Raw genomic sequence first — 22,000 nt, 5'->3', positions numbered from 1 at the left:
ATATAAAGTGTTCGCGGTTTTTTTATATTAAATCGCCTATTTTTACGTTATAATCGTATGCTAAAGAAACTACTGCTATTATTGGTACTACTTGGTTTTTCCGGTCTTTCGGCTCAGGAAATCAAATCGTTGTACCAAACCAAAAAAGTAGCCGTTTCCAAAGATACCATCGCCATTGAAAAAGTAAGCATCAGTCCGAGTTTCTTTAAACTGCTGAATCGTGAAGGCAAAGAAATCGACACTACTTTCTACAAAGTCGATTTCAAATCCGGAAAATTATTTTTCAAAAATGGCTTTACGGCTGCAGACAGTTTGACCATTCGGTATTTTAAATTCCCCGAACATTTAACAAAGACTTACAGTATTTACGACCAAGACAAAGTAGTGCCGAATGAGGCCGGAAATCTTTATCAAGTCAATCGTTCGGTTAAAAAGTTTGTCCCGTTTGAGGGTTTGAATACTTCCGGAAGTATTACTCGTGGCGTGACGATTGGGAACAATCAAAACGCTTCGGTGACGTCTAATCTCGATTTGCAAATTACCGGAAAAATCTCTGACAAAGTCTCGCTTCGCGCTTCGATTCAGGATTCTAATATTCCTTTACAGGACAATGGTTACTCCCAAAGATTGGACGAGTTTGACCAAATTTTCATCGAATTGTTCACCGACAAATGGAACATCCGCGCCGGCGATTTATTTCTCGAAAACCGCCAATCGCGGTTTCTGAATTTCAATAAAAAAGTGCAAGGATTGTCTACGAGATTCACATTTGGCGGAGAAGAAAACAAAACCGAAATCTTTGCTTCAGCGGCTTTGGTTCGCGGACAATATGCTAAAAGTTCGTTTACCGGTCAAGAAGGCAATCAAGGGCCGTATAAATTGAGAGGCAATAATGGCGAATTGTATGTGCTGGTGATTTCTGGTTCGGAACGCGTTTATGTCAACGGAATTCTGAAAAAACGCGGAGAAAATAACGATTATATTATCGATTACAATGCCGGAGAAATTACGTTTACGTCACTGTTTCCTATCACTTCCGAAATGAGAATCGTAATTGAATACCAATATTCGGATAGAAGTTACACCCGATTTGTGACTTATGGCGGAGCTAATTATACTTCGAAAAATTGGAGTTTAGGTGGTTATTTGTACTCTGAAAACGATGTTAAAAATCAACCCTTGCAACAAAGTTTGTCCCCTGAACAAGTCGCTATTTTAGCGGATGCCGGAGATGATGTTAACTTGATGAATGCACCATCAGCGTATTTGGACACCTTTTCTGAAAATAAAATTTTATACAAAAAAGTCTTTGTTAATGCCGTCGAAGTCTTTGAATATTCCAATAATCCTGAAGACGAATTGTACAATGTGAGGTTTACTTTAGTCGGTAATAATCTCGGAAATTATATTTTAACCAATACCGGTGCGATAGGTAAAATTTACCAATATGTTTTGCCAATTGCCGGAATCCCACAAGGAAATTATGAACCGATTACCCGATTGGTAGCGCCAACCAAAATCCAAATTGCAACCGTTTTAGGAAAGTATAATCCTAATGAAAAGACTTTGGTTGATTTTGAAATTGGGTTAAGCAACAATGACCAAAACCTGTTTTCTCCTATTAATGACAATAATAATAAAGGAGTAGCCGGAAAACTGAATTTCAAGCAAAGGTTGTTTTCCAAAAAATGGCAAATCGATGCTTTTGGAAGTTATCAGTTTGTTCAAGAAGATTTTAGAACGATTGAGCGTTTGTTCAATATTGAATTCAACCGCGATTGGAATTTGACCACTTTCTCGGGTAATCAAAGTTTGTTGGTTAATGGATTAGATTTTGCTTTACCCGAAAAAGGGAAACTCACATATCAATTTGAAAAATTGGATTTCTCCCAAAGCTTTACCGGAAACCGTCATTTGGTTAATGGATTTTTCAAGCTCAAAGATTGGAGTTTACAACAAAATACCAGCGTTTTAAATAGTGATGGTGATTATGCCAAATCGACTTTTATTCGGAACCAATCTCAAGCTAGATATCACTTTAAAAAGAATTGGGTTGGTGGCAGTTTACGATTGGAAGACAACAAAGAAAGATTGGTCACAACAAATCAATTGTCAGCTTTGAGCCAAAGATTTACCGAATATGGTGCTTTTGTTGGTCGAGGTGACAGTACCAAAGTATTTGTCGAATTGGGTTATCTGCATCGTATAAACGACAGTTTGCAGAACGGTTTTTTGAAAAGGGTAAATACTTCACAATCGTATTATTTGAAATCAAAGTTAATCCAAACCGATAAAACTAATTTGGCTTTATTTGTAAACTACAGAAATCTCAAATTTGAAGAGGCGACTCGTGGAAACGAACCTTCCTTAAATTCGAGATTGTTGTATAACGATCAGTTTTTTAAGCAATTTGCGCAAGTCACTACCGCTTATGAAACTACTTCGGGAACGATTGCCCAACAGGAATTCACTTATTTAGAAGTCGAACCCGGGCAAGGAGTTTACACTTGGATTGACTACAACAACAACGGAATTCAAGAGTTACAAGAATTTGAAATCGCACCCTTTCCCGATCAAGCGCGGTATGTTCGCCTCTTTTTACCCAATCAGATTTTTGTTAAAACACACCAAAATAAATTTTCCCAATCACTGACTTTAAATCCGGTGCAATGGCAAAATGCTAAAGGGTTCAAAAAAGTGCTCTCGCATTTCTATAATCAAACGTCTTTTTTAATTGAGCGTAAAATTCGACGAAACGGAGACAATTTTGATTTAAATCCGTTTTCAAGAGATGATGATAATTTGTTGGGATTGAATACCAGTTTTCGCAACAGTTTGTTTTACAATCGAGGCAAACAAAAGCATTCAACTACTTATACATTTACTCAAAACGAGCTCCAAACGCTACTTTCTGTAGGTTCTCAGGAAAGCGAAAATAAATCACATCAATGGCAGTATACCCATTTGTTTCAAAAAACATGGTTGTTAAATTTAGGAACAAAAATCACCAAGACTTCGCTGTTCTCAGAGAATTATGAAAGCAAAAATTTTGAAATCAAAGCGTACCAATTCAACCCAAAAATCTCTTATTTGTTTAACAAAAATGCGAGTTGGGATCTTTTCTTCGAATACCAAAATAAAGAAAATCAAATTGGCAACGGAGAGCAACTGAAACAAAGTCGTTTTGGCACGTCGTTTTCTTATGCCAATGATAAGAAGATTACTATGAATGGTGAATTCTCCTTGTACAATAACCAATTTGAAGGCGATGCCTTGTTGCCGGTAGCTTTTCAAATGTTGGAAGGATTACAGCCCGGAAAAAACCTCACTTGGCGATTGCTGTTGCAAAAAAACCTAACCCAGTTTCTAGACATTAACATCAACTACCAAGGTAGAAAAACAGAAACCAGTAAAACCATTCATACCGGAAATGTTCAATTAAGAGCATATTTTTAATGTAATATCATTTTTTGTGTTTATTTTTTTCTTACTTTTAATCAACCTAAAATTTAAATTAATCACCATGAAAAAACTATTTTTAATTTGTTTTCTTTTTGCTTTTGTAGTCAATAGTAATGCTCAAGAAAAGCTTGGAGATCAGATCAAGTCGGCAAAGGCAACTTCAGAAAAGACGTTGAAAGACAAAGCTGCAAAAGACAAAGCTGCAAAAGAAGCCAAGTCGCGTTTGAAAAAAGACGGCACACCGGACAAACGTTTTAAAACTACAACAAAAGCACCACTAAAAAAAGATGGTACTCCGGACAAGCGATATAAACCCAAAACTAATAATGCCTCTGCTACAGGACAAGCAAAATCAGCCGCCGGAAAATCCAAAGCAGCCGCTAATAAATCAGAGGCCAAAGCCAAAAAAGAAGTTAAAGAAAGGGTATCCAAAGAAAAAGCACCTAAAAATAACAAAGACAAGGTAACCGGAAGTTATAAAGGTAAAAAAGTGTATACCGGGCCAAGAGGAGGGAAATACTATATCAACTCTAATGGTAATAAAACCTATATTTCGGATGATAAATAAGAAATAAATGTACACTTTTCAAAGAGCGGTTTTTTCAAGCGAAAAACCGCTCTTTTTTTAGCCCCAAAAAAAGGCATTCAGAAGATGATGAAATGTTAAAATCAACCCATCAGTAAATTCTTAACTTCCTTTGTTTTAGGGCTTTTTCAAGTTTTTTAAAAAATTAAATAATTGAAAATCAACAAGTTAATAATTATCTAAAAAGATTAAACAAACCGTTGATTTGTTAAAAACTAGACCCGATTGTGAATAAGTTTGACTTTCATTTTACGTTTCGTTTGACAATCTTTGTAACAGACAGATTTAGATAAAATCTCGTCAAATAATCTTAATAATAATTTCAAAATGGCCGCTATCGAACCAATTTTACAAGAAAATAAAAACCGTTTCGTGATTTTTCCAATCAAACATCATGACATTTGGGATTGGTACAAAAAAATGGAAGCTAGTTTTTGGACCGCCGAAGAAATCGACTTACACCAAGATTTATCAGATTGGAATAATAAACTGAGTAACGATGAAAAATATTTCATCAAACATATTTTGGCTTTCTTCGCGGCTTCTGACGGAATCGTAAACGAGAATTTGGCCGAAAACTTTGTAAACGAAGTACAATACCCGGAAGCCAAGTTTTTCTACGGTTTCCAAATCATGATGGAAAACATTCACAGCGAAACCTATTCGTTGTTAATCGATACTTATGTAAAAGATGAAGCCGAAAAAAACCAATTGTTTAATGCCATTGAAGTATTTCCGGCCGTTAAGAAAAAAGCGGATTGGGCAATGAAATGGATTAGCTCTGATTCGTTCGCCGAAAGATTAATTGCTTTTGCCGCCGTAGAAGGCATTTTCTTTTCAGGGGCATTCTGTTCGATTTTCTGGTTAAAAAAACGCGGTTTAATGCCGGGCTTGACTTTCTCCAACGAATTAATCTCTCGTGACGAAGGCGTTCACTGCGATTTCGCCGTGCATTTACACAATCATCATTTAGTAAATAAAGTATCCAAAGCCAGAATCACCGAAATCATCACCGATGCTTTGACTATCGAAAGAGAGTTTATTACAGAATCACTTCCGGTAAGTTTAATAGGGATGAATGCCAATTTAATGACACAATATCTAGAGTTTGTGGCCGACAGATTATTGGTGGAATTAGGCTGCAAAAGAGTCTACAACTCTAACAATCCTTTCGATTTCATGGACATGATTTCGTTACAAGGAAAAACCAATTTCTTTGAAAAACGCGTGGCCGAATACCAAAAAGCCGGCGTAATGTCAAAAGATACCGAAGATCAAAAAATCAGCTTCGACGCCGATTTTTAATAATAGTTCAAATTTTTTTGAAGTTTTCTCTGAGACGCAAGTTTCATAGGAAGTTAAGGGATTAACAAAAACAAAACAAGTAACTCGAAGTAGCGAAGGGATTTTCTATTTCACAAAACAAAACAAGTATGTACGTAGTAAAAAGAGACGGTCACAAAGAACCGGTAATGTTTGACAAAATCACAGATAGAATTAAAAAACTATGCTATGGTTTAAATGAATTGGTAGACGCTGTAAAAGTAGCGATGAAAGTTATCGAAGGTTTGTATGACGGAGTAACCACTTCTGAATTAGACAACTTAGCCGCGGAAACAGCCGCATCCATGACCGTAACACACCCGGATTATGCACAATTAGCCGCTCGTATTGCTATTTCCAACTTACACAAAAACACCAACAAATCATTCTCGGAAACGATGAATGAAATGTACCACTACGTTAATCCAAGAACAAACCAACAAGCCCCTTTACTTTCGGATGAGGTTCACCAAGTTATTCAAGAAAATGCCGAGTTTTTAAACTCTCACATCATATACAACCGTGATTTCAACTACGACTACTTTGGTTTCAAAACCTTAGAGCGTTCGTATTTGCTAAAAATCAACGGAAAAATTGTTGAACGTCCGCAACACATGTTGATGCGTGTATCGGTTGGAATTCACTTAAACGACTTAGAATCGGTAATCGAAACTTACGACTTAATGTCGAAAAAATTCTTTACCCACGCGACGCCAACATTATTCAACGCAGGAACGCCAAAACCACAAATGTCGTCTTGCTTCTTGTTATCGATGAAAGATGACAGCATCGACGGGATTTATGATACGTTAAAAAACACCGCGAAAATCTCGCAATCTGCCGGAGGAATCGGTTTATCAATTCACAACGTTCGTGCCACAGGTTCTTACATCAGAGGCACAAACGGAACTTCTAACGGAATTGTTCCAATGTTACGTGTATTCAATGACACCGCGCGTTACGTTGACCAAGGCGGCGGAAAAAGAAAAGGAAGTTTTGCCATTTATTTAGAAACTTGGCATGCCGATATCTTCGAATTCCTCGATTTGAAAAAGAACACCGGAAAAGAAGAAATGCGTGCACGGGATTTGTTTTTCGCCATGTGGACATCCGACTTATTCATGAAACGCGTAGAAGAAAATGCGGATTGGACCTTAATGTGTCCAAATGAATGTCCGGGATTATGCGACGTTTACGGAGACGAATTCGAAGCGATGTACACTGCTTACGAAGCACAAGGAAAAGGAAGAAAAACGGTCAAAGCACGTGAACTTTGGGAGAAAATCTTAGAATCACAAATCGAAACCGGCACACCATACATGTTGTACAAAGATGCCGCGAACAGAAAATCGAACCAAAAGAATTTGGGAACCATTCGTTCTTCAAACTTGTGTACCGAAATCATGGAATACACTTCAGAAGACGAAATTGCAGTGTGTAACTTGGCGTCTATTTCGTTGCCAATGTTTGTCAACAACAACAAATTCGACCACGAATTGTTATTCAACGTAACCAAACGCGTAACCCGCAACTTGAACAAAGTAATCGACCGAAATTACTATCCGGTAAAAGAAGCCGAAAATTCTAACTTGCGTCACCGTCCGGTAGGATTGGGCGTACAAGGTTTGGCCGATGCCTTCATCTTATTAAGAATGCCGTTCACCAGCGATGAAGCCAAACAATTAAACCAAGAAATATTCGAAACGTTATACTTCGCCGCCGTAACCGCATCCATGGAAATGGCTAAAGAAGAAGGACCATATTCAAGCTTTAAAGGGTCACCAATTTCGGAAGGTTTATTCCAACACAACCTTTGGAACATCAAAGACGAAGAATTATCAGGCCGTTGGGATTGGGCAAGCTTGCGTAAAGAAGTGGTAAAACACGGCGTAAGAAACTCATTATTGGTAGCGCCAATGCCAACCGCTTCTACGTCACAAATCTTAGGAAACAACGAAGCTTTCGAACCTTATACTTCTAACATTTACACGCGTCGTGTATTGTCTGGAGAATTCATCGTAGTGAACAAACACTTGTTGATGGATTTAGTAGAAAGAGGTTTGTGGGATGAAACTTTGAAACAAGAAATCATGCGCAACAATGGTTCTGTACAAGGAATAGATAGAATTCCGGAAGACTTAAAAGAGCTTTACAAAACCGTTTGGGAAATGTCAATGAAAGACATTATCGACATGTCAAGACACAGAGGATATTTCATTGACCAGTCGCAATCGTTGAACTTGTTTATGCAAGATGCAAACTATGCGAAACTAACATCAATGCACTTCTACGCATGGAAAAGTGGCCTGAAAACAGGAATGTATTACCTGAGAACCAAAGCTGCGGTAGATGCGATTAAGTTCACTTTGAACAATGATAAAAAAGCGGAACCAACATTGGCAGAACCGGAAGCAGTAGGTGTTGAAGTAGTTGCGCCAAACGAAACCGGAGAAATGACGGCAGAAGATTTTGCCGCTATGGTAGAACGCGCGCGCAATGCCGGACCGGATGATTGTGAAATGTGTGGGTCTTAATTAGAGAATAAAATTAAAAACATAGAATATAAAAAGCAGCTGTCGTTAGATGGCTGTTTTTTTTGTTATTTTTATAAGATAAAGCAACCTTTTTTGATTTATGCCATCCAACACAAAACCGGTCTATGAAAAAATTATTATGTAGCTTACTTGTTTTAGTTAACGTTCTTTGTTATTCACAGTCCGGAATACAGTCGCCCTGTGCAACAGCTGAGTTGTTGAAAAATTTAATCGATACTTCACCGGAAGCCAAGGAAAGATTAGATTTTTTTGAAGAAAATATTAACCTTACCACCACTGAACTTGCCAATAAATCCGGTCTTAGTATTCCGCCAGCCGGATCCATTACCATTCCGGTAGTGGTTTATATTGTTCATGACGGTACGGCTTTAACTAATATTTCAGATGTTCAGGTGAATAATCAATTAACAGCGTTAAATGAATACTTTTTGAATACCGGAATTAAGTTTTGCCTAGCAACTAAAGTCAATGGCACAAGTGCATTGCCAACAGTTACTACTTCTGATGTACAAAATACTGCCGGAATAATTCACGTTAATAATGCCACTTTATCCAACCATTTTTCAAATGCCCAACAAGCGCTGGTTAACACAGCAAACCCACAAATAACAAAAGAAAGGTACTTGAGAATTTGGGTTGTAAAAAGTATTGATGGAACCAATTCCGGCACTTTAGGTTATTCCATGTTTCCTCATGTTTCCGCTATTTTTGACGGTATTGTAATGCGATATGACGTTTTTGGCAATGCCAATCCGAACATGTTGGCCAATTACAACTTAGGCAAGATTTTAGTGCATGAAGTCGGACATTATTTAGCCTTGTATCATACTTTTGAAGGCGGCTGTTCAAATAGTGTTGGTGACTGTTTGTATGATGGCGATAGGATATGTGATACACCTCAGGTTGCTGCGCCAAATTTTAACTGTGTGGTCGGCACCAATTCTTGTCCGGAAACACCGGCAATTTTAGATGATTTGACTAATTATATGGATTATGGCAATAACAATTGTCAAAATCATTTTACTAATGGACAAATAGAACGCATGTTGATGGTTTTAAACGCCAACCGAAATCTATTATATAGCACAGAAAACATTATTTACACAGGAACTTGTGGTTCCACTAATTTAATTTCGGCAACCATAACGGTCAATGATTATTCTCCATGCGCAAGTACAACTACACCAACTTCTTTTTCGGCACCGCCATCTGCAACCTACTCGTGGAATTTTGGGGATCCATTTGCTACGGTTTCCAATCCTAATACAGCCAATACACAAGTCGCTTCTCACATCTATACTTCAGCCGCTAATTCACCATATACGGTAACTTTAACAGTAACCAATGCTACTGGAGACATAGTAATTTCAACAGAACAAATTTATGTGACTAATTGTAATTCAATTAATAACAGCAATAGTTATTGGTATGTTGATAGAAGTAGTGGATTAGATTTTACTACAGGCAGGGCTGTTTTTGACCCAAATTTTCCATCCAATAATACCGCTAATTTATCTTGTAATTCCCAATGTGATCCCAATGGTAATTTACTATTCTATACCAATAATTTTAAAGTTTGGAATAATCAACATGTCCCAATTAATCCAACTGATTTAATGTTGAGTTCGAGCAGCAATAGCAGTTATCAAACCTTAATAGTGCCTAAGCCACCGGTTACAGGGAATTTGATTTCTGAATATTATATTTTTGTTCAACAACCCTTCAATTCATCTGTTGCTGTTTCTGACATTGGTTTTTATTACAATATGGTTAATGTTAACGGAACGACTGCCACTATGGGAGCAATGCATCAGCCCATCACTCTTCCGGTTTCCTATGGTTTTGATCTTGCGACTAATGGAGCTTTGATTGGCTCTAAATCTATAACGGCAGTAAAAAAATGCAATAATTTTGACTATTGGATCATTGTAACTTTAAAAAAAGGAACGGATCTTTATTTTGTTGTTTTCTCATTAACAAGTTCAGGATTAGCATACAATTCCGAAAGATTAATTGTCAATGGTGCAAGTGGATATATCAATGACTCAGTAATTGAAATCGCACCCAATGGGAATAAACTATTTTTAAGTCATGGGTATAATTCCGTTATTCCCTCCAGAATCTATGATTTTAATAAAGCGGAAGGAATTGTAGACAGTGGTTATTCTAGTATTTCGCTGCCACAATCTACAGGGAATTATGGTCAAATTCAGGGAAATTCATTTAGTCCGGATTCTAATTTATTGTACATTAGTAATTACTATAATAAAACGATTTATCAATATAATATTAATGCAATACAGATAAATAATACCGGAAAGGTGATTGCCTCTTCAACTTTGGGACCTTGGGGAATGCAACTAGGACCGGATAATAAATTATACATTGCCATGGCAAATGGAACCAATAATTATAAAAAATTATCCGTAATTCATAACCCAAATGTCATCGCCACTACAGACAATCCCAACTCCTGTAACTTTACGATTAATGGACCGGGAGCAACCAATTTTGTTTCTCGTGTTGGACCTTCATTACCCAACATTATTGATGCAAACCAATCAACCGCTTATTTTGAACCCAATACTTCCAACGTAATTAGCCGATACATAACTGCTTGTAACACCTATAAATTCTTCCCGAATGTTTGCGGAACTTCGTTTATCTGGACATTTTCCAATACTACTTTAGGAACGAGTTTTACCACAACAGTAACCAATCCCACTTATAATTTTTCTCAAAACGGGACTTATATGGTCACTTTAAAAAGCAGTAACAATGTCCTTTTAGGAACCAGTTTGCCTATAGAAATTAATTCGGCACCGTCGCCAACAATTACCGGAAGTACAACGGCTTGCTTAACCCGTGTTAACGAAAGTATTACCAATAATTCTACGCCATTAAATCAAGGAGATAGCGTGACTTGGTCTATCACAGGAGGTTCTGGTAGTATTACAGGATTGGTTAATAATCAACCAAGTGTGAATATCAATTGGACTAGTCTACCGGGAACAATTACACTGACTAAAGTAAATGCCGCAGGTTGTACAACCATCACAACCACAACCATCTCTGCTTTTTGTCCAACCTTAAATAGTCCAACGTTTTCAAAATACAACATAAAAATAACACCCAACCCATCAACAGGTTTGTTCACAATTGATATGCCCGAATTTGTTGGCAAAATCAACATTAGAGTGTTTGAGGTCAGTGGAAGAATTGTTCTAGAGGAGAGTGAATTAATGACTAATGGTCATAAAAATATTGATTTATCTCATTGTCAATCGGGAATGTACATTATTGAAATCAACAGTTCTGAATTTACCCATGCACAAAAAATCTTAAAGAATTGATAGTAAATAAAACAGTATTCAACTTGATGACTGTTTTGATTTTAGTTACTTTTGAGGGCAATATTACAACATCATGTCAAAAGAAAAAAAAGGGGTTTACACCGGCATCATTGAAAAAGACGAAAACGGAAATTATTTCTGTGGCGAATATTTATTGGATTATAAATACACCGAAGCGAGTTTCAAACTTGGAGACGAAATCAATATCAAATCGGTAATTGCCAATCCAAGCGATAAAAGCTACAATCAATACCCAAAGAAATCGAGAAATTTCTTTTTGGCCAACCAGAAAGAATAGATGGAACAACGAAAGCGCTTTGAGGTTTCCGATGAACTTTTAGCCTCACATGGTCAAAGGTTTTTGAATTTATTACTTGATACTATAATGCAGCTCATCTTGTTTTTTTTAGTATTGGTTTTCATTGTGGCCAAAGCCGAAGCCAGCGGTGACAAGACCTTTGTAACGGGTTTGCCAACAAATACTTTAGCCCAATATACCATTACTACCTGTATTGCCTTGTTTTATTACAATATTTTTGAAATATTCTCGGGAAGAACAGTCGGAAAATGGATTACCCAAACTATAGTGGTTGATCAAAATGGAGAAAAACCCAATCACGAAACCATTATGGTTCGTTCCTTATGCCGATTGATTCCGTTTAATGCATTATCTATAATTGGTTTTCCGGCTCGAACTTGGCACGACAGTATTTCTAAAACCTATGTAGTCGATAAAAAAGCCTTGGAGCAAGAAAAGCTAGCGTTTTATCAATCAAAATCAAACCCTAACGAAGAATAAGATGATATCCATTGTTAGAACCACTTCTGATAATAAAGATTTCGGGGATTTAGTCCTCCAACTCGATGCCTATTTGAGAATTCTCGATGGCGATGATCACGAGTTTTATGCCCAATTCAACAAAACCAACTTGCTCAAAAACGCCTTGATTTGTTATGAAAATGAAGTAGCAGTTGGTATCGGCGCCTACAAAGAATATGATTCCGAAACCGCCGAAATCAAACGCATGTACACTTTACCCGAATACCGCGGCAAAGGCATTGCCAAAACCATTCTAACCGAACTGGAACTTTGGGCCAAAGAAGAAGGCTATAAATTTTCCATACTCGAAACCGGATACCTGCAAAAAGACGCCATTAGTTTATACCAAAAACTCGGCTACCAAATCACCGAAAACTTCGGGCAATACATAGGCGTGGAAAACAGTGTCTGCATGAAGAAAAGTCTAAATTAAACTGTATTTTTGAGGGACTTATAGCTGATATTTAAAATCTAAAATTTAATATTGTATGACCTGGGAACAACTTTTATCTCTAAAACGCCAAGGCGACACCGGCAAAAGATTGCGCATCGAACAAGACGACACACGTCTCGGCTTTGAAGTCGATTATGACCGTATTATCTTTTCGTCGGCTTTTCGCAGTTTACAAGATAAAACCCAAGTGATTCCGTTATCTAAAACCGATTTCGTTCACACGCGTTTGACCCACAGTTTGGAAGTTTCCGTCGTTGGTCGTTCCATCGGAAGATTGGTTGGCAAAAAAATCATCGAAAAATATCCGTATTTAAAAGAAATCCATGGCTATCACATGAATGATTTCGGAGCCATTGTTGCCGCTGCAGCATTGGCACACGACATTGGCAATCCGCCATTCGGACATTCAGGCGAAAAAGCGATTGGAGAATATTTTGCGATTGGAAAAGGCCAACAATACAAAGACCAACTAACGCCCAAACAATGGCAAGATCTAGTCGATTTTGAAGGCAATGCCAATGGTTTCTCGGTCTTAACCAGTTCGCGTCCGGGAATCGAAGGAAGTTTGCGTTTGTCGTATGCCACGTTGGGTGCTTTTACCAAATACCCGAAAGAAAGTCTACCTAAAAAACCCACCAAAAACATAGCCGATAAAAAATATGGTTTCTTCCAATCCGACGTTACTTTTTTCAAAGAAGTAGCCGAAGAATTGGGAATGATTTTCAATAAAACAGGAGAAGATGTAGGTTACGAACGCCATCCGTTAGCGTTTTTAGTCGAAGCGGCCGACGATATTTGCTACACGATAATCGATTTTGAAGACGGCATCAATCTCGGTTTAGTTTCCGAAGATTATGCGTTGGAATATTTAATCAAGTTAGTCAAAGACACGATTGATGCGGCCAAATACCAAACTTTAACCACCAAAGAAGACAGAATTAGTTATTTGCGCGCGTTAGCTATTGGGAACTTAATCAACGATGCCGTTCGCGTGTTTATTGAAAACGAAGAAGCTATTCTTAAAGGAGAATTCCATTTTGCCTTAACCGATAAAAGCAAGTACAAAGCCCAAATGGACGACATCATCAAGCTAAGCGTGAAGAATATTTACCAAAGCCGCGAAGTGATTGAGAAAGAGCTTTCGGGTTACCAAATCATCAATAATTTATTGGACAAATTCATCACGGCTTACAACAATACCTATGACGGAAAAGCCACGAATTACGATAAGTTGTTAATGAAAATTCTACCCGAAAAACACCATTTGGAAAAAGAAAGTCTCTACGAAAGATTGCTCCACATTTGCCATTACATCTCGATGTTGACGGATGGGAAAGCGGTAGAGTTGAATAAGATTGTGACGGCTTAATCTTCTTCCTCTTCCTCAAGTAAAGTAGAAAAAAGCGATTTCAAACCATCCACATCAATATTACAGAATTGTTGGAGTTCGTCCACCGTACCGTGTTCGATAAAATAATCGGGTACGCCACAAAGGAAGATTTCGTTGACATAATCATTTTTGGCTGCAAATTCTAAGATAGCGCTACCAAATCCACCGGTCGTAACGCCATCTTCCACGGTAATGATGGTAGAAAATTTATCACAGATTTTGTGCAGTTTCTTTTCATCCAAAGGTTTGATAAACCCGAAATGGTAGTGCGCAAAGTGACCGTCATCTTCTATTTCAGCTAAGGCAGCAGTCACATTATCTGCAATAGTTCCGGTAGTTAAGATGGCTACTTTTTTGCCTTTCTTCAACTTCTGCGCTTTCCGAAGTTCTATTTTTTGAAAATCGCTAGGGAATTTCCAATCCGCATTTTTGCCACGACCACGTGGATAACGAATCGCAATAGGATGTTTCAATCCTAAAGAAGCCGTGTAAAGTATATTTTGCAAATCGATTTCATCTTTGGGCGCATAAATCATCATATTCGGAATACAACGCAAATACGCAATGTCAAAAACGCCATGATGTGTCGCGCCGTCTTCACCAACCAATCCCGCTCGGTCCAAACAAAAAATCACCGGCAGGTTTTGCAAAGCCACATCATGTATCACTTGGTCATAAGCACGTTGTAAAAAAGTCGAATAAATGTTGCAAAAAACGACCATGCCTTGCGTCGCCATTCCGGCGGAAAGGGTTACGGCGTGCTGTTCAGCAATCCCCACATCAAAAGCGCGTTTCGGAAAAGCGTCCATCATAAACTTCATCGAACTGCCGCTAGGCATAGCAGGCGTGATTCCGATTATTTTTGGGTTGGCTTTCGCCAATTCGACTAAGGTCAATCCAAATACATCCTGAAATTTAGGCGCCAAATTTTCTGTAGCCGTTTTGTGAATTTCTCCGGTTGCCGCATCAAATTTCCCCGGTGCGTGGTATTTCACTTGGTCTTCTTCGGCCTTTTGTAACCCTTTGCCTTTGGTGGTTATGATGTGTAAAAATTTTGGCCCTTTTACTTTTTTGAGTCGTTCTAAATCGGTAATCAAAGCAGGCAAATCATGACCGTCAATCGGACCTGAATAATCAATATTCAGCGACTTAATCATGTTGTTCTGCTTAGGATTTTTGCCTTCTTTAACCGCAGTCAAATAGTTTTTCAAAGCACCAACACTTGGGTCAATCCCGATAGCATTGTCGTTTAAAATCACCAACAAATCTGCATCGGTAACGCCGGCATGATTCAACCCTTCAAATGCCATTCCGCTTGCAATCGAGGCATCGCCTACAACGGCTATATGGTGTTTGTTTTCGCCTTTCAATTGGGACGCAATCGCCATACCCAATGCCGCAGAAATCGCCGTAGAAGAATGGCCTACGCCAAAAGTATCATACACACTTTCGCTGCGTTTCGGAAAACCGGAAAGTCCGCCGAGTTGTCTATTGGTATCGAATTTCTTTCTGCGTTCTGTCAAAATTTTATGCCCGTAAGCTTGATGCCCAACATCCCAAACCAATAAATCATTGGGCGTATCAAAAACATAATGCAAGGCAATGGTCAATTCGACTACGCCTAAACTGGCACCGAGATGTCCTTCTTTTACCGAAACGATATCAATAATAAACTCGCGCAACTCTTTCGCCACTTCGGGCAATTGAGCGACGGCTAGTTTTCGCAAATCGACTGGATTATTAATATGATGGAGCAATTTTTTGGACATGGGACAAATGTACGAATTGAAATTGTATTTTTGTTTTATGGAAAACCCTTTCACCGATGAGTATTTTATGAAGAAAGCTTTGCAGGAAGCCGAATTGGCTTTTGACAAAGGCGAAATTCCTGTCGGAGCTGTCATTGTAATCGATAATAAAGTGATTGCCAGAACGCACAATCTCACCGAAATGCTCCATGATGTCACTGCACATGCCGAAATGCAAGCCATTACTTCGGCTGCGAATTTCATCGGTGGAAAATACTTAAAAGGCTGTACTTTATACGTCACTTTGGAACCTTGTCAAATGTGTGCCGGTGCGTTGTACTGGAGCCAAATTTCTAAAGTGGTTTTTGGTGCGTCGGATGAGCAACGCGGGTTTGAAAAATTAGGCACCCAACTTCATCCGAAAACCCAAGTAATTAAAGGGGTTTTGGCCCAAGAAGCTTCCGATTTGATGGTGCGATTTTTTGCTTCCAAACGCAAATAAAAGGTTAAGAAAAATATTCCTAAAAAATATTTCTCAACGTAAATAATAATATACTATTTTTAACGTTATAATGCTAATTGGGAAAAAATTTCCAAGGAATAAGTTCTAACAAATAACTCTTTTACATCCATGAAAACCAACAAGATTTTTGGCTTGTTTGTTGCAATTTTTTTATTGCAATCCTGTTCTAAAAAATCGGCTTCCGATTTTGATTCAGACCCATCTCTTTTTAAAGATTACATTACAGGATTTTCATCGGGGTTTGTCTCGGTCAACTCGGACTTTAGGGTCCAATTGGCATTCAACAAGAGCGATTGGAAGCCCAATCAGGAATTAGATGAAGATTTATTCGACATTTCTCCCAGCGTAAGCGGAAAAGTAGTAGCATTATCTCCCAACACCATTGCGTTTATTCCCAAAGACAAATTGGAACAAAATACTTTGTACCAAATCACTTTGCATTTATCCGACATTACTAATAAAGTGCCCAAAGAGCTTAAAGATTTTAATTTTTCGGTCAAAACAATTAAGCAGGATTTTATAGTTAACACCCAAGATTTACAGTCTTACAGCAGGGATTGGTATTACTTGCACGGCAACTTGAAAACGGCCGATAATCTCAGTTTTGAAGAGGCTCAAAAAATTATCGAGGCCACACAAAATGACAAAAAACTAAAAATAAAATTTGACAAAGCGGTAAGTACCGCTACCGATTTCAAATTCATCATTGACAGCATCCAACGTTTTGATGACGATAGTGAAATCCTAATCAATTGGGATGGAGACGATGTGGATATCGACCAAAAAGGGGTCACCAAATTCCCGATTTCGGGTAAAAATCAGTTCAAAGTCTTAAAGATTGAAGTAGGCGATGCCAACAACCAATCGGTACTGATTAATTTTTCCGACCCGTTAAAAAAAGACCAAGATTTCAAAGGATTAGTAGCCATCGAAAACACGAGCAATCTCAAGTTTGCTACGATGGGTAATGTCCTAAAAGTATTTTACAACAAAGAACCCGAATCCAAAGTCGATCGTGGTGCTACAACTGAAGCGGTAGCAGTTCAGGAAGTATATGACACAACCGCAGTAGCCATTGATACTGCCGCCGCAGCTTTTGAAGAAATTGTGGAAGCAGTTCAGTCGACTCAAGATGGTTTTTCGGGTAGTAAGTTGGTAGAAGTTTTCCAAGGCATTGAAAACATCTATGGCAACAAAATGAAAAATAATTACTCGGAGAAACTGTTATTCGAACAAGTAAAACCGGGTGTAAAATTGCTCAAAAGCGGCAACATTTTGCCAAGTTCCAATAATTTGAAAATCAATTTTGAAGTCGCTAATTTAAATGCGGTTGATGTAAAAGTTTTCAAAATCTACAAAAACAACATCTTACAGTTTCTACAAAACAATGAACTCAACGGAACACGTAATTTGAGACAAGTCGGTCAAGCCATTGCCAAGACTAAAATCGAATTAAAACAAAACAATCTCATCGATTACACAAAGTGGAATACTTATGCCTTAGACCTTTCCAAAATCATCAAACCCGAACCGGGAGCGATTTATCGAGTAGAATTCTCGTATAAAAAAGCCTATTCGATGTACAGATGTGCTTCTTCCACTACTCCCGAAGAGGACGAAGAAGAAGGCTATTACAACCGTGAAGACGAAGAAGAGATCGATGAAAACGATGTGAATTACAGTAATAGTGGTTATGATTACTACTACGAAGAAGACTACGAATGGCGAGAAAGTCAGGATCCGTGCAACGATTATTATTTTTACAACACCAAAGTCGGGACCAATATTTTAGCCACAGATTTAGGCGTAATTGCCAAACGCGGTACCGATAAATCGATTGTGGTTGCCGTAAGTGATATCGTTTCTACCAAAGCGGTTTCGGGCGCCAAAGTGGATTTGTACAATTTCCAACAACAAAAAATAGCTTCTTCTACTACAGACAGTGATGGTATGGCTTCGTTCCAGTTGGAGAAATACGCTTATTTCGCCATAGTGAGTGATGGTAACCAAAGTACTTACGTAAAACTCGACGATGAGTTGTCTTTGTCTGTAAGTAATTTTGATGTTTCAGGCGAAACGTTACAGAAAGGGTTGAAAGGATACATCTACGGAGAACGCGGCGTTTGGCGTCCGGGCGATACGGTGTATTTGTCTTTTATTTTAAATGACAATGCCAATAAACTACCGGCATCGCATCCTATCAAATTAAAAATGAACGACCCGAACGGCAAAACCGTTTACGAAGCGGTGCAAAAAATGAATGCCCTCAATCATTACAAATTCATCATTCCAACCGAAACCGAAGACATTACCGGAAATTGGGAAGCGGTAATCAGTATTGGCGGCGCGCGTTTTTACAAAAGCATCAAGATTGAAACCATCAAACCGAATCGTTTGAAAATTAAAAACAGTTTTAATGAAACCATACTTTCGGCCAACAAAGAAAACGTCAATAACATTCAAGTATTGTGGTTGCATGGCGCGGTGGCTAAAGATTTAAAAACCGAGGTGCAAGCCAAATTTTCCCAACAGGTAACCACTTTTAAAGGGTTTTCCAACTATGTTTTTGATGACCCAACTAGAAGTTTCTATACGGAAGAAATCAATATTTTCTCCGGAAAAGTCAATGCCCAAGGTCGCGCGTCTATTCCCATCAAACCAACGATTCAAGGTCAGGCACCGGGAATGTTGAAAGCAGCGTTTATTACCAAAGTCTATGAAAGCGGCGGCGATGTGAGTACCGATGTGGCATCGACTTCTTATTCGCCTTACCCAACTTATGTCGGCGTAAAATCTCCTGAACCGAATAAATACGGCATGATTGAAACCGGAAGAAACAATCGATTCGACATCGTAACGGTAAGTGAAACCGGTCGTCCGCGTTCAGTTAAAAATTTGCAAGTTAGCGTTTACCGTTTGCAGTCGCGTTGGTGGTGGGATGCATCGAATGATAATTTGTCTAACTATAATACTTCGAATGCGACCATTGGATACAAAAATTTCTACACCAATACCGATGCGTCCGGAAAAGGCAGCATCTCTTTTTCAGTTCCCGATGAAGATTGGGGGAATTATTTAATCCGAGTAACCGACCCAACCGATGGTCATGCGACGGGAGTAAGAGTTTATATTGACATGCCTTGGTGGTCTGCCAAAAGCAGAAGTACCGATGGAGAGTCGGCAACTATTTTGCGATTCACCACCGACAAAGCCAATTATGCCGTTGGCGATAAAGCCAAAATTTTCTTCCCATCGAGTGAAGGCGGAAGAGCGATGATTTCTATTGAAAACGGAACCAAAGTTTTGAAAACCATTTGGGCCAAAACCAAAAAAGGTGAAACCACGGTCGAGCTGCCAATCACCGGTGACATGGCGCCGAATGTGTACATCAATGTTTCCTTATTGCAACCACACGCTTCCACCAAAAACGATTCGCCTATCAGAATGTACGGCATCGTTCCGATTGAAGTAATCGATAAAAATACGGTATTGGAACCGGTACTTTCTATGCCGGATGTGTTGCGTCCGGAGCAAACCGTTAACGTCAAAGTTTCCGAAAAGAAAGGTAAAAGAATGACCTATACCATCGCAGTTGTCGATGAAGGTTTGTTGGACTTAACCCGTTTCAAAACCCCAAATGCGTGGACGAGTTTCTATACCCGTGAAGCGTTAGGCGTAAGAACTTGGGATATTTATGATGATGTGATTGGCGCTTATGGCGGAAAAGTCAACCAAGTGTTCAGCATTGGTGGAGATGCCGATGCCGGTGGTGGCAAAGCCAAAAAAGCGAATCGTTTCAAACCGGTGGTAATGTACTTTGGTCCGTTTGAATTAAATGGCGGCACCAAAACCCACCAAATCAAATTGCCGAAATACATCGGTTCGGTTCGTACTATGGTCGTGGCGGCTGATGCCAAAACTAGTGCTTATGGTATGGCTGAAAAAGCCACGCAAGTCAAAAGTCCGCTGATGATTTTGGCTTCGTTGCCGAGAAAAATTTCACCTTCGGAAAAAGTAACTATTCCGGTGACACTTTTCGCCACGGAAAAACACATCAAGAATGTAACGCTGCAAATTAAAACCAATAGTAGTGTCAGAGTAGTTGGAAACGCGAGTCAAATCGTAAAATTCACCGAACCGGATGAAAAAATGGCGTATTTCAATTTGGAAGTCGGCGCCACAACCGGCATAGGAAAAATAGACATCATTGCGACTTCGGGCAAAGAAAAATCAACTTACACGGTTGAAATTGATGTGACCAATCCGAATCCGGTGACGAATGCCTTTACCGATATTGTTATTCCGCCTAATAGTTCCAAAACCATCACTTGGAAAACCTTTGGCGTAAGCGGAAGCAATAAAGCGAAGATGGAAGTGTCCTCGGTGCCAACGGTTGATTTCGGAAGAAGATTGAATTATTTGGTTCAATATCCTCACGGTTGCGTGGAGCAAACGACCTCGTCGGTATTCCCGCAATTGTATTTGACAGAGATTATGGATTTGGATGCGACCTATAAACAAAAAATCCAGAAAAATGTCACTGCCGGAATTCAACGTTTGGGGAATTTCCAACAAGCGAATGGAGGTTTGTCTTATTGGCCGGGCAATGCCGATACCGATGATTGGGGAACTTCTTATGCCGGACATTTCTTGATTGAAGCGGAGAAAAAAGGGTATGTGTTGCCTATCAATTTCAAAACAAAGTGGATTTCCTACCAACAAAAACAAGCCAAGCAATGGCGTTACGAAAAACAATACGGCAATGATTTTGCGCAGGCGTATCGATTATACACTTTAGCTTTAGCCGGTTCGGCCGATTTGGCCTCGATGAACAGACTGCGTGAAACGGTTGGGATTTCTAATGAAAGCAAATTGCGTTTGGCAGCGAGTTATGCCTTGGTAAAACAAAATGCAGCCGGAATGTCATTATTGAGCAAATCGTTTATTGATGAGCAAGTTTCAGATAACAATTATTACCATTATTATTATGGTTCCGCCGAAAGAAACCGAGCGATGGCTTTAGAAACCTTGATATTGTTAGGTCAAAAACAAAAGGCATTTGCGATGGCGACTAAATTGGCTAAAAACCTTTCCAGTCAACAATGGATGAGTACGCAAACTACCGCATACGGGTTGTATGCTATGGCCAAATTCGCCAAGTCGAATGGACCGAAAGGCGTTTCCATTTCGTATATCAATGCTGGTAAATCAGAAGTCATCGCGACTGATAAAACGATTGCCCAACGCGATTTAAGTGTAAAAATGGGAAGCAATTCGGTGACGATTAAAAACAACAAAAAGAATACGTTGTTCGTTCGTGTCTTGAATAGCGGAATTCTTCCGGTGGGAAGTGAAAAACCAATGCAAAATAACGTGACCGCCAATGTGGTTTTCAAAGACCGAAAAGGCAAAACCATCAGCGTTTCCAAAATTGCCCAAGGCACCGAATTTTATGCCGAAGTGACGTTGACGAATCGTAAAAATGAAAGAGTGGAGAACATCGCTTTGTCGCAAATTCTGCCTTCAGGATTTGAAATTGTGAACACGCGTTACACTGATTTTGGTGACGCCACGAGCAATGTAGCTGATTATATCGACATTCGAGATGACCGAGCCAATTACTATTTCAGTCTAAAAGCGGCCGAAACACGACAGTTAAAAATCTTGTTGAACGCTTCTTATTTGGGTAAATACTATTTGCCGGGATTGCAGTGTGAAGCGATGTATGACAACGAGTTTTTAGCACGCACTAAAGGACAATGGGTGGAAGTGGTGAAGTAATTTTA

Annotated in this window: 12 protein-coding genes; 11 read left to right on the top strand and 1 reads right to left on the bottom strand. The window is 39.0% G+C overall.

All coding sequences use genetic code 11. From position 1 onward, the window contains the following. The first annotated feature begins 57 nt into the window (after nt 1-57). The 9 genes from ICG50_RS00510 to ICG50_RS00470 all read left to right on the top strand — a co-directional run bounded on the left by ICG50_RS00510 (nt 58) and on the right by ICG50_RS00470 (nt 13,922). Nucleotides 58-3,456, top strand: coding sequence for a hypothetical protein (locus ICG50_RS00510; RefSeq protein WP_187658956.1), 3,399 nt, complete (start codon nt 58-60; stop codon nt 3,454-3,456). A gap of 67 nt (nt 3,457-3,523) precedes the next feature. Next, nucleotides 3,524-4,030 (top strand): hypothetical protein, encoded by a 507-nt coding sequence (locus ICG50_RS00505; protein ID WP_187658955.1) that lies wholly within the window; start codon nt 3,524-3,526, stop codon nt 4,028-4,030. A gap of 345 nt (nt 4,031-4,375) precedes the next feature. Continuing rightward, on the top strand, nt 4,376-5,353 hold the full coding sequence (locus ICG50_RS00500) for a ribonucleotide-diphosphate reductase subunit beta (RefSeq protein ID WP_187658954.1): 978 nt from the start codon (nt 4,376-4,378) through the stop codon (nt 5,351-5,353). A 128-nt stretch (nt 5,354-5,481) separates the two neighbouring features. Then, entirely contained in the window at nt 5,482-7,905 is a 2,424-nt protein-coding gene (locus tag ICG50_RS00495; RefSeq protein ID WP_187658953.1) for a ribonucleoside-diphosphate reductase subunit alpha, read from the top strand. A gap of 125 nt (nt 7,906-8,030) precedes the next feature. Beyond that, entirely contained in the window at nt 8,031-11,279 is a 3,249-nt protein-coding gene (locus ICG50_RS00490) for a M43 family zinc metalloprotease (RefSeq protein ID WP_187658952.1), read from the top strand. 73 nt (nt 11,280-11,352) lie between these two features. Further along, a complete protein-coding gene (locus ICG50_RS00485) occupies nt 11,353-11,577 on the top strand; it encodes a hypothetical protein (protein WP_176306504.1) in 225 nt (74 codons plus the stop codon). Further along, nucleotides 11,578-12,078, top strand: a complete 501-nt coding sequence (locus ICG50_RS00480; protein ID WP_187658951.1) for an RDD family protein — start codon at nt 11,578-11,580, stop codon at nt 12,076-12,078. Nucleotide 12,079: 1 nt separating this feature from the next. Further along, nucleotides 12,080-12,532: a GNAT family N-acetyltransferase gene (locus ICG50_RS00475; RefSeq protein ID WP_187658950.1), complete on the top strand. Its 453-nt coding sequence runs from the start codon at nt 12,080-12,082 to the stop codon at nt 12,530-12,532. 55 nt (nt 12,533-12,587) lie between these two features. Next, entirely contained in the window at nt 12,588-13,922 is a 1,335-nt protein-coding gene (locus tag ICG50_RS00470) for a deoxyguanosinetriphosphate triphosphohydrolase (RefSeq protein WP_187658949.1), read from the top strand. Here ICG50_RS00470 and ICG50_RS00465 read toward each other — a convergent pair. Beyond that, nucleotides 13,919-15,712, bottom strand: coding sequence for a 1-deoxy-D-xylulose-5-phosphate synthase (locus tag ICG50_RS00465; protein ID WP_187658948.1), 1,794 nt, complete (start codon nt 15,710-15,712; stop codon nt 13,919-13,921). The two genes, ICG50_RS00470 and ICG50_RS00465, sit on opposite strands and share 4 nt — an antisense overlap. A 37-nt stretch (nt 15,713-15,749) precedes the next feature. On the opposite strand from ICG50_RS00465, the gene ICG50_RS00460 reads away from it, so the two are divergent. Both ICG50_RS00460 and ICG50_RS00455 read left to right on the top strand, forming a co-directional pair. Beyond that, a complete protein-coding gene (locus ICG50_RS00460) occupies nt 15,750-16,193 on the top strand; it encodes a nucleoside deaminase (protein WP_187658947.1) in 444 nt (147 codons plus the stop codon). A 129-nt stretch (nt 16,194-16,322) separates the two neighbouring features. Further along, on the top strand, nt 16,323-21,995 hold the full coding sequence (locus ICG50_RS00455) for an alpha-2-macroglobulin family protein (RefSeq protein WP_187658946.1): 5,673 nt from the start codon (nt 16,323-16,325) through the stop codon (nt 21,993-21,995). Nucleotides 21,996-22,000 lie beyond the last annotated feature (5 nt).

The organism is Flavobacterium buctense (genome assembly GCF_014486695.1).
Classification (GTDB): Bacteria; Bacteroidota; Bacteroidia; order Flavobacteriales; family Flavobacteriaceae; genus Flavobacterium; species Flavobacterium buctense.
This window is presented reverse-complemented; position numbering and strand designations above follow the sequence as displayed.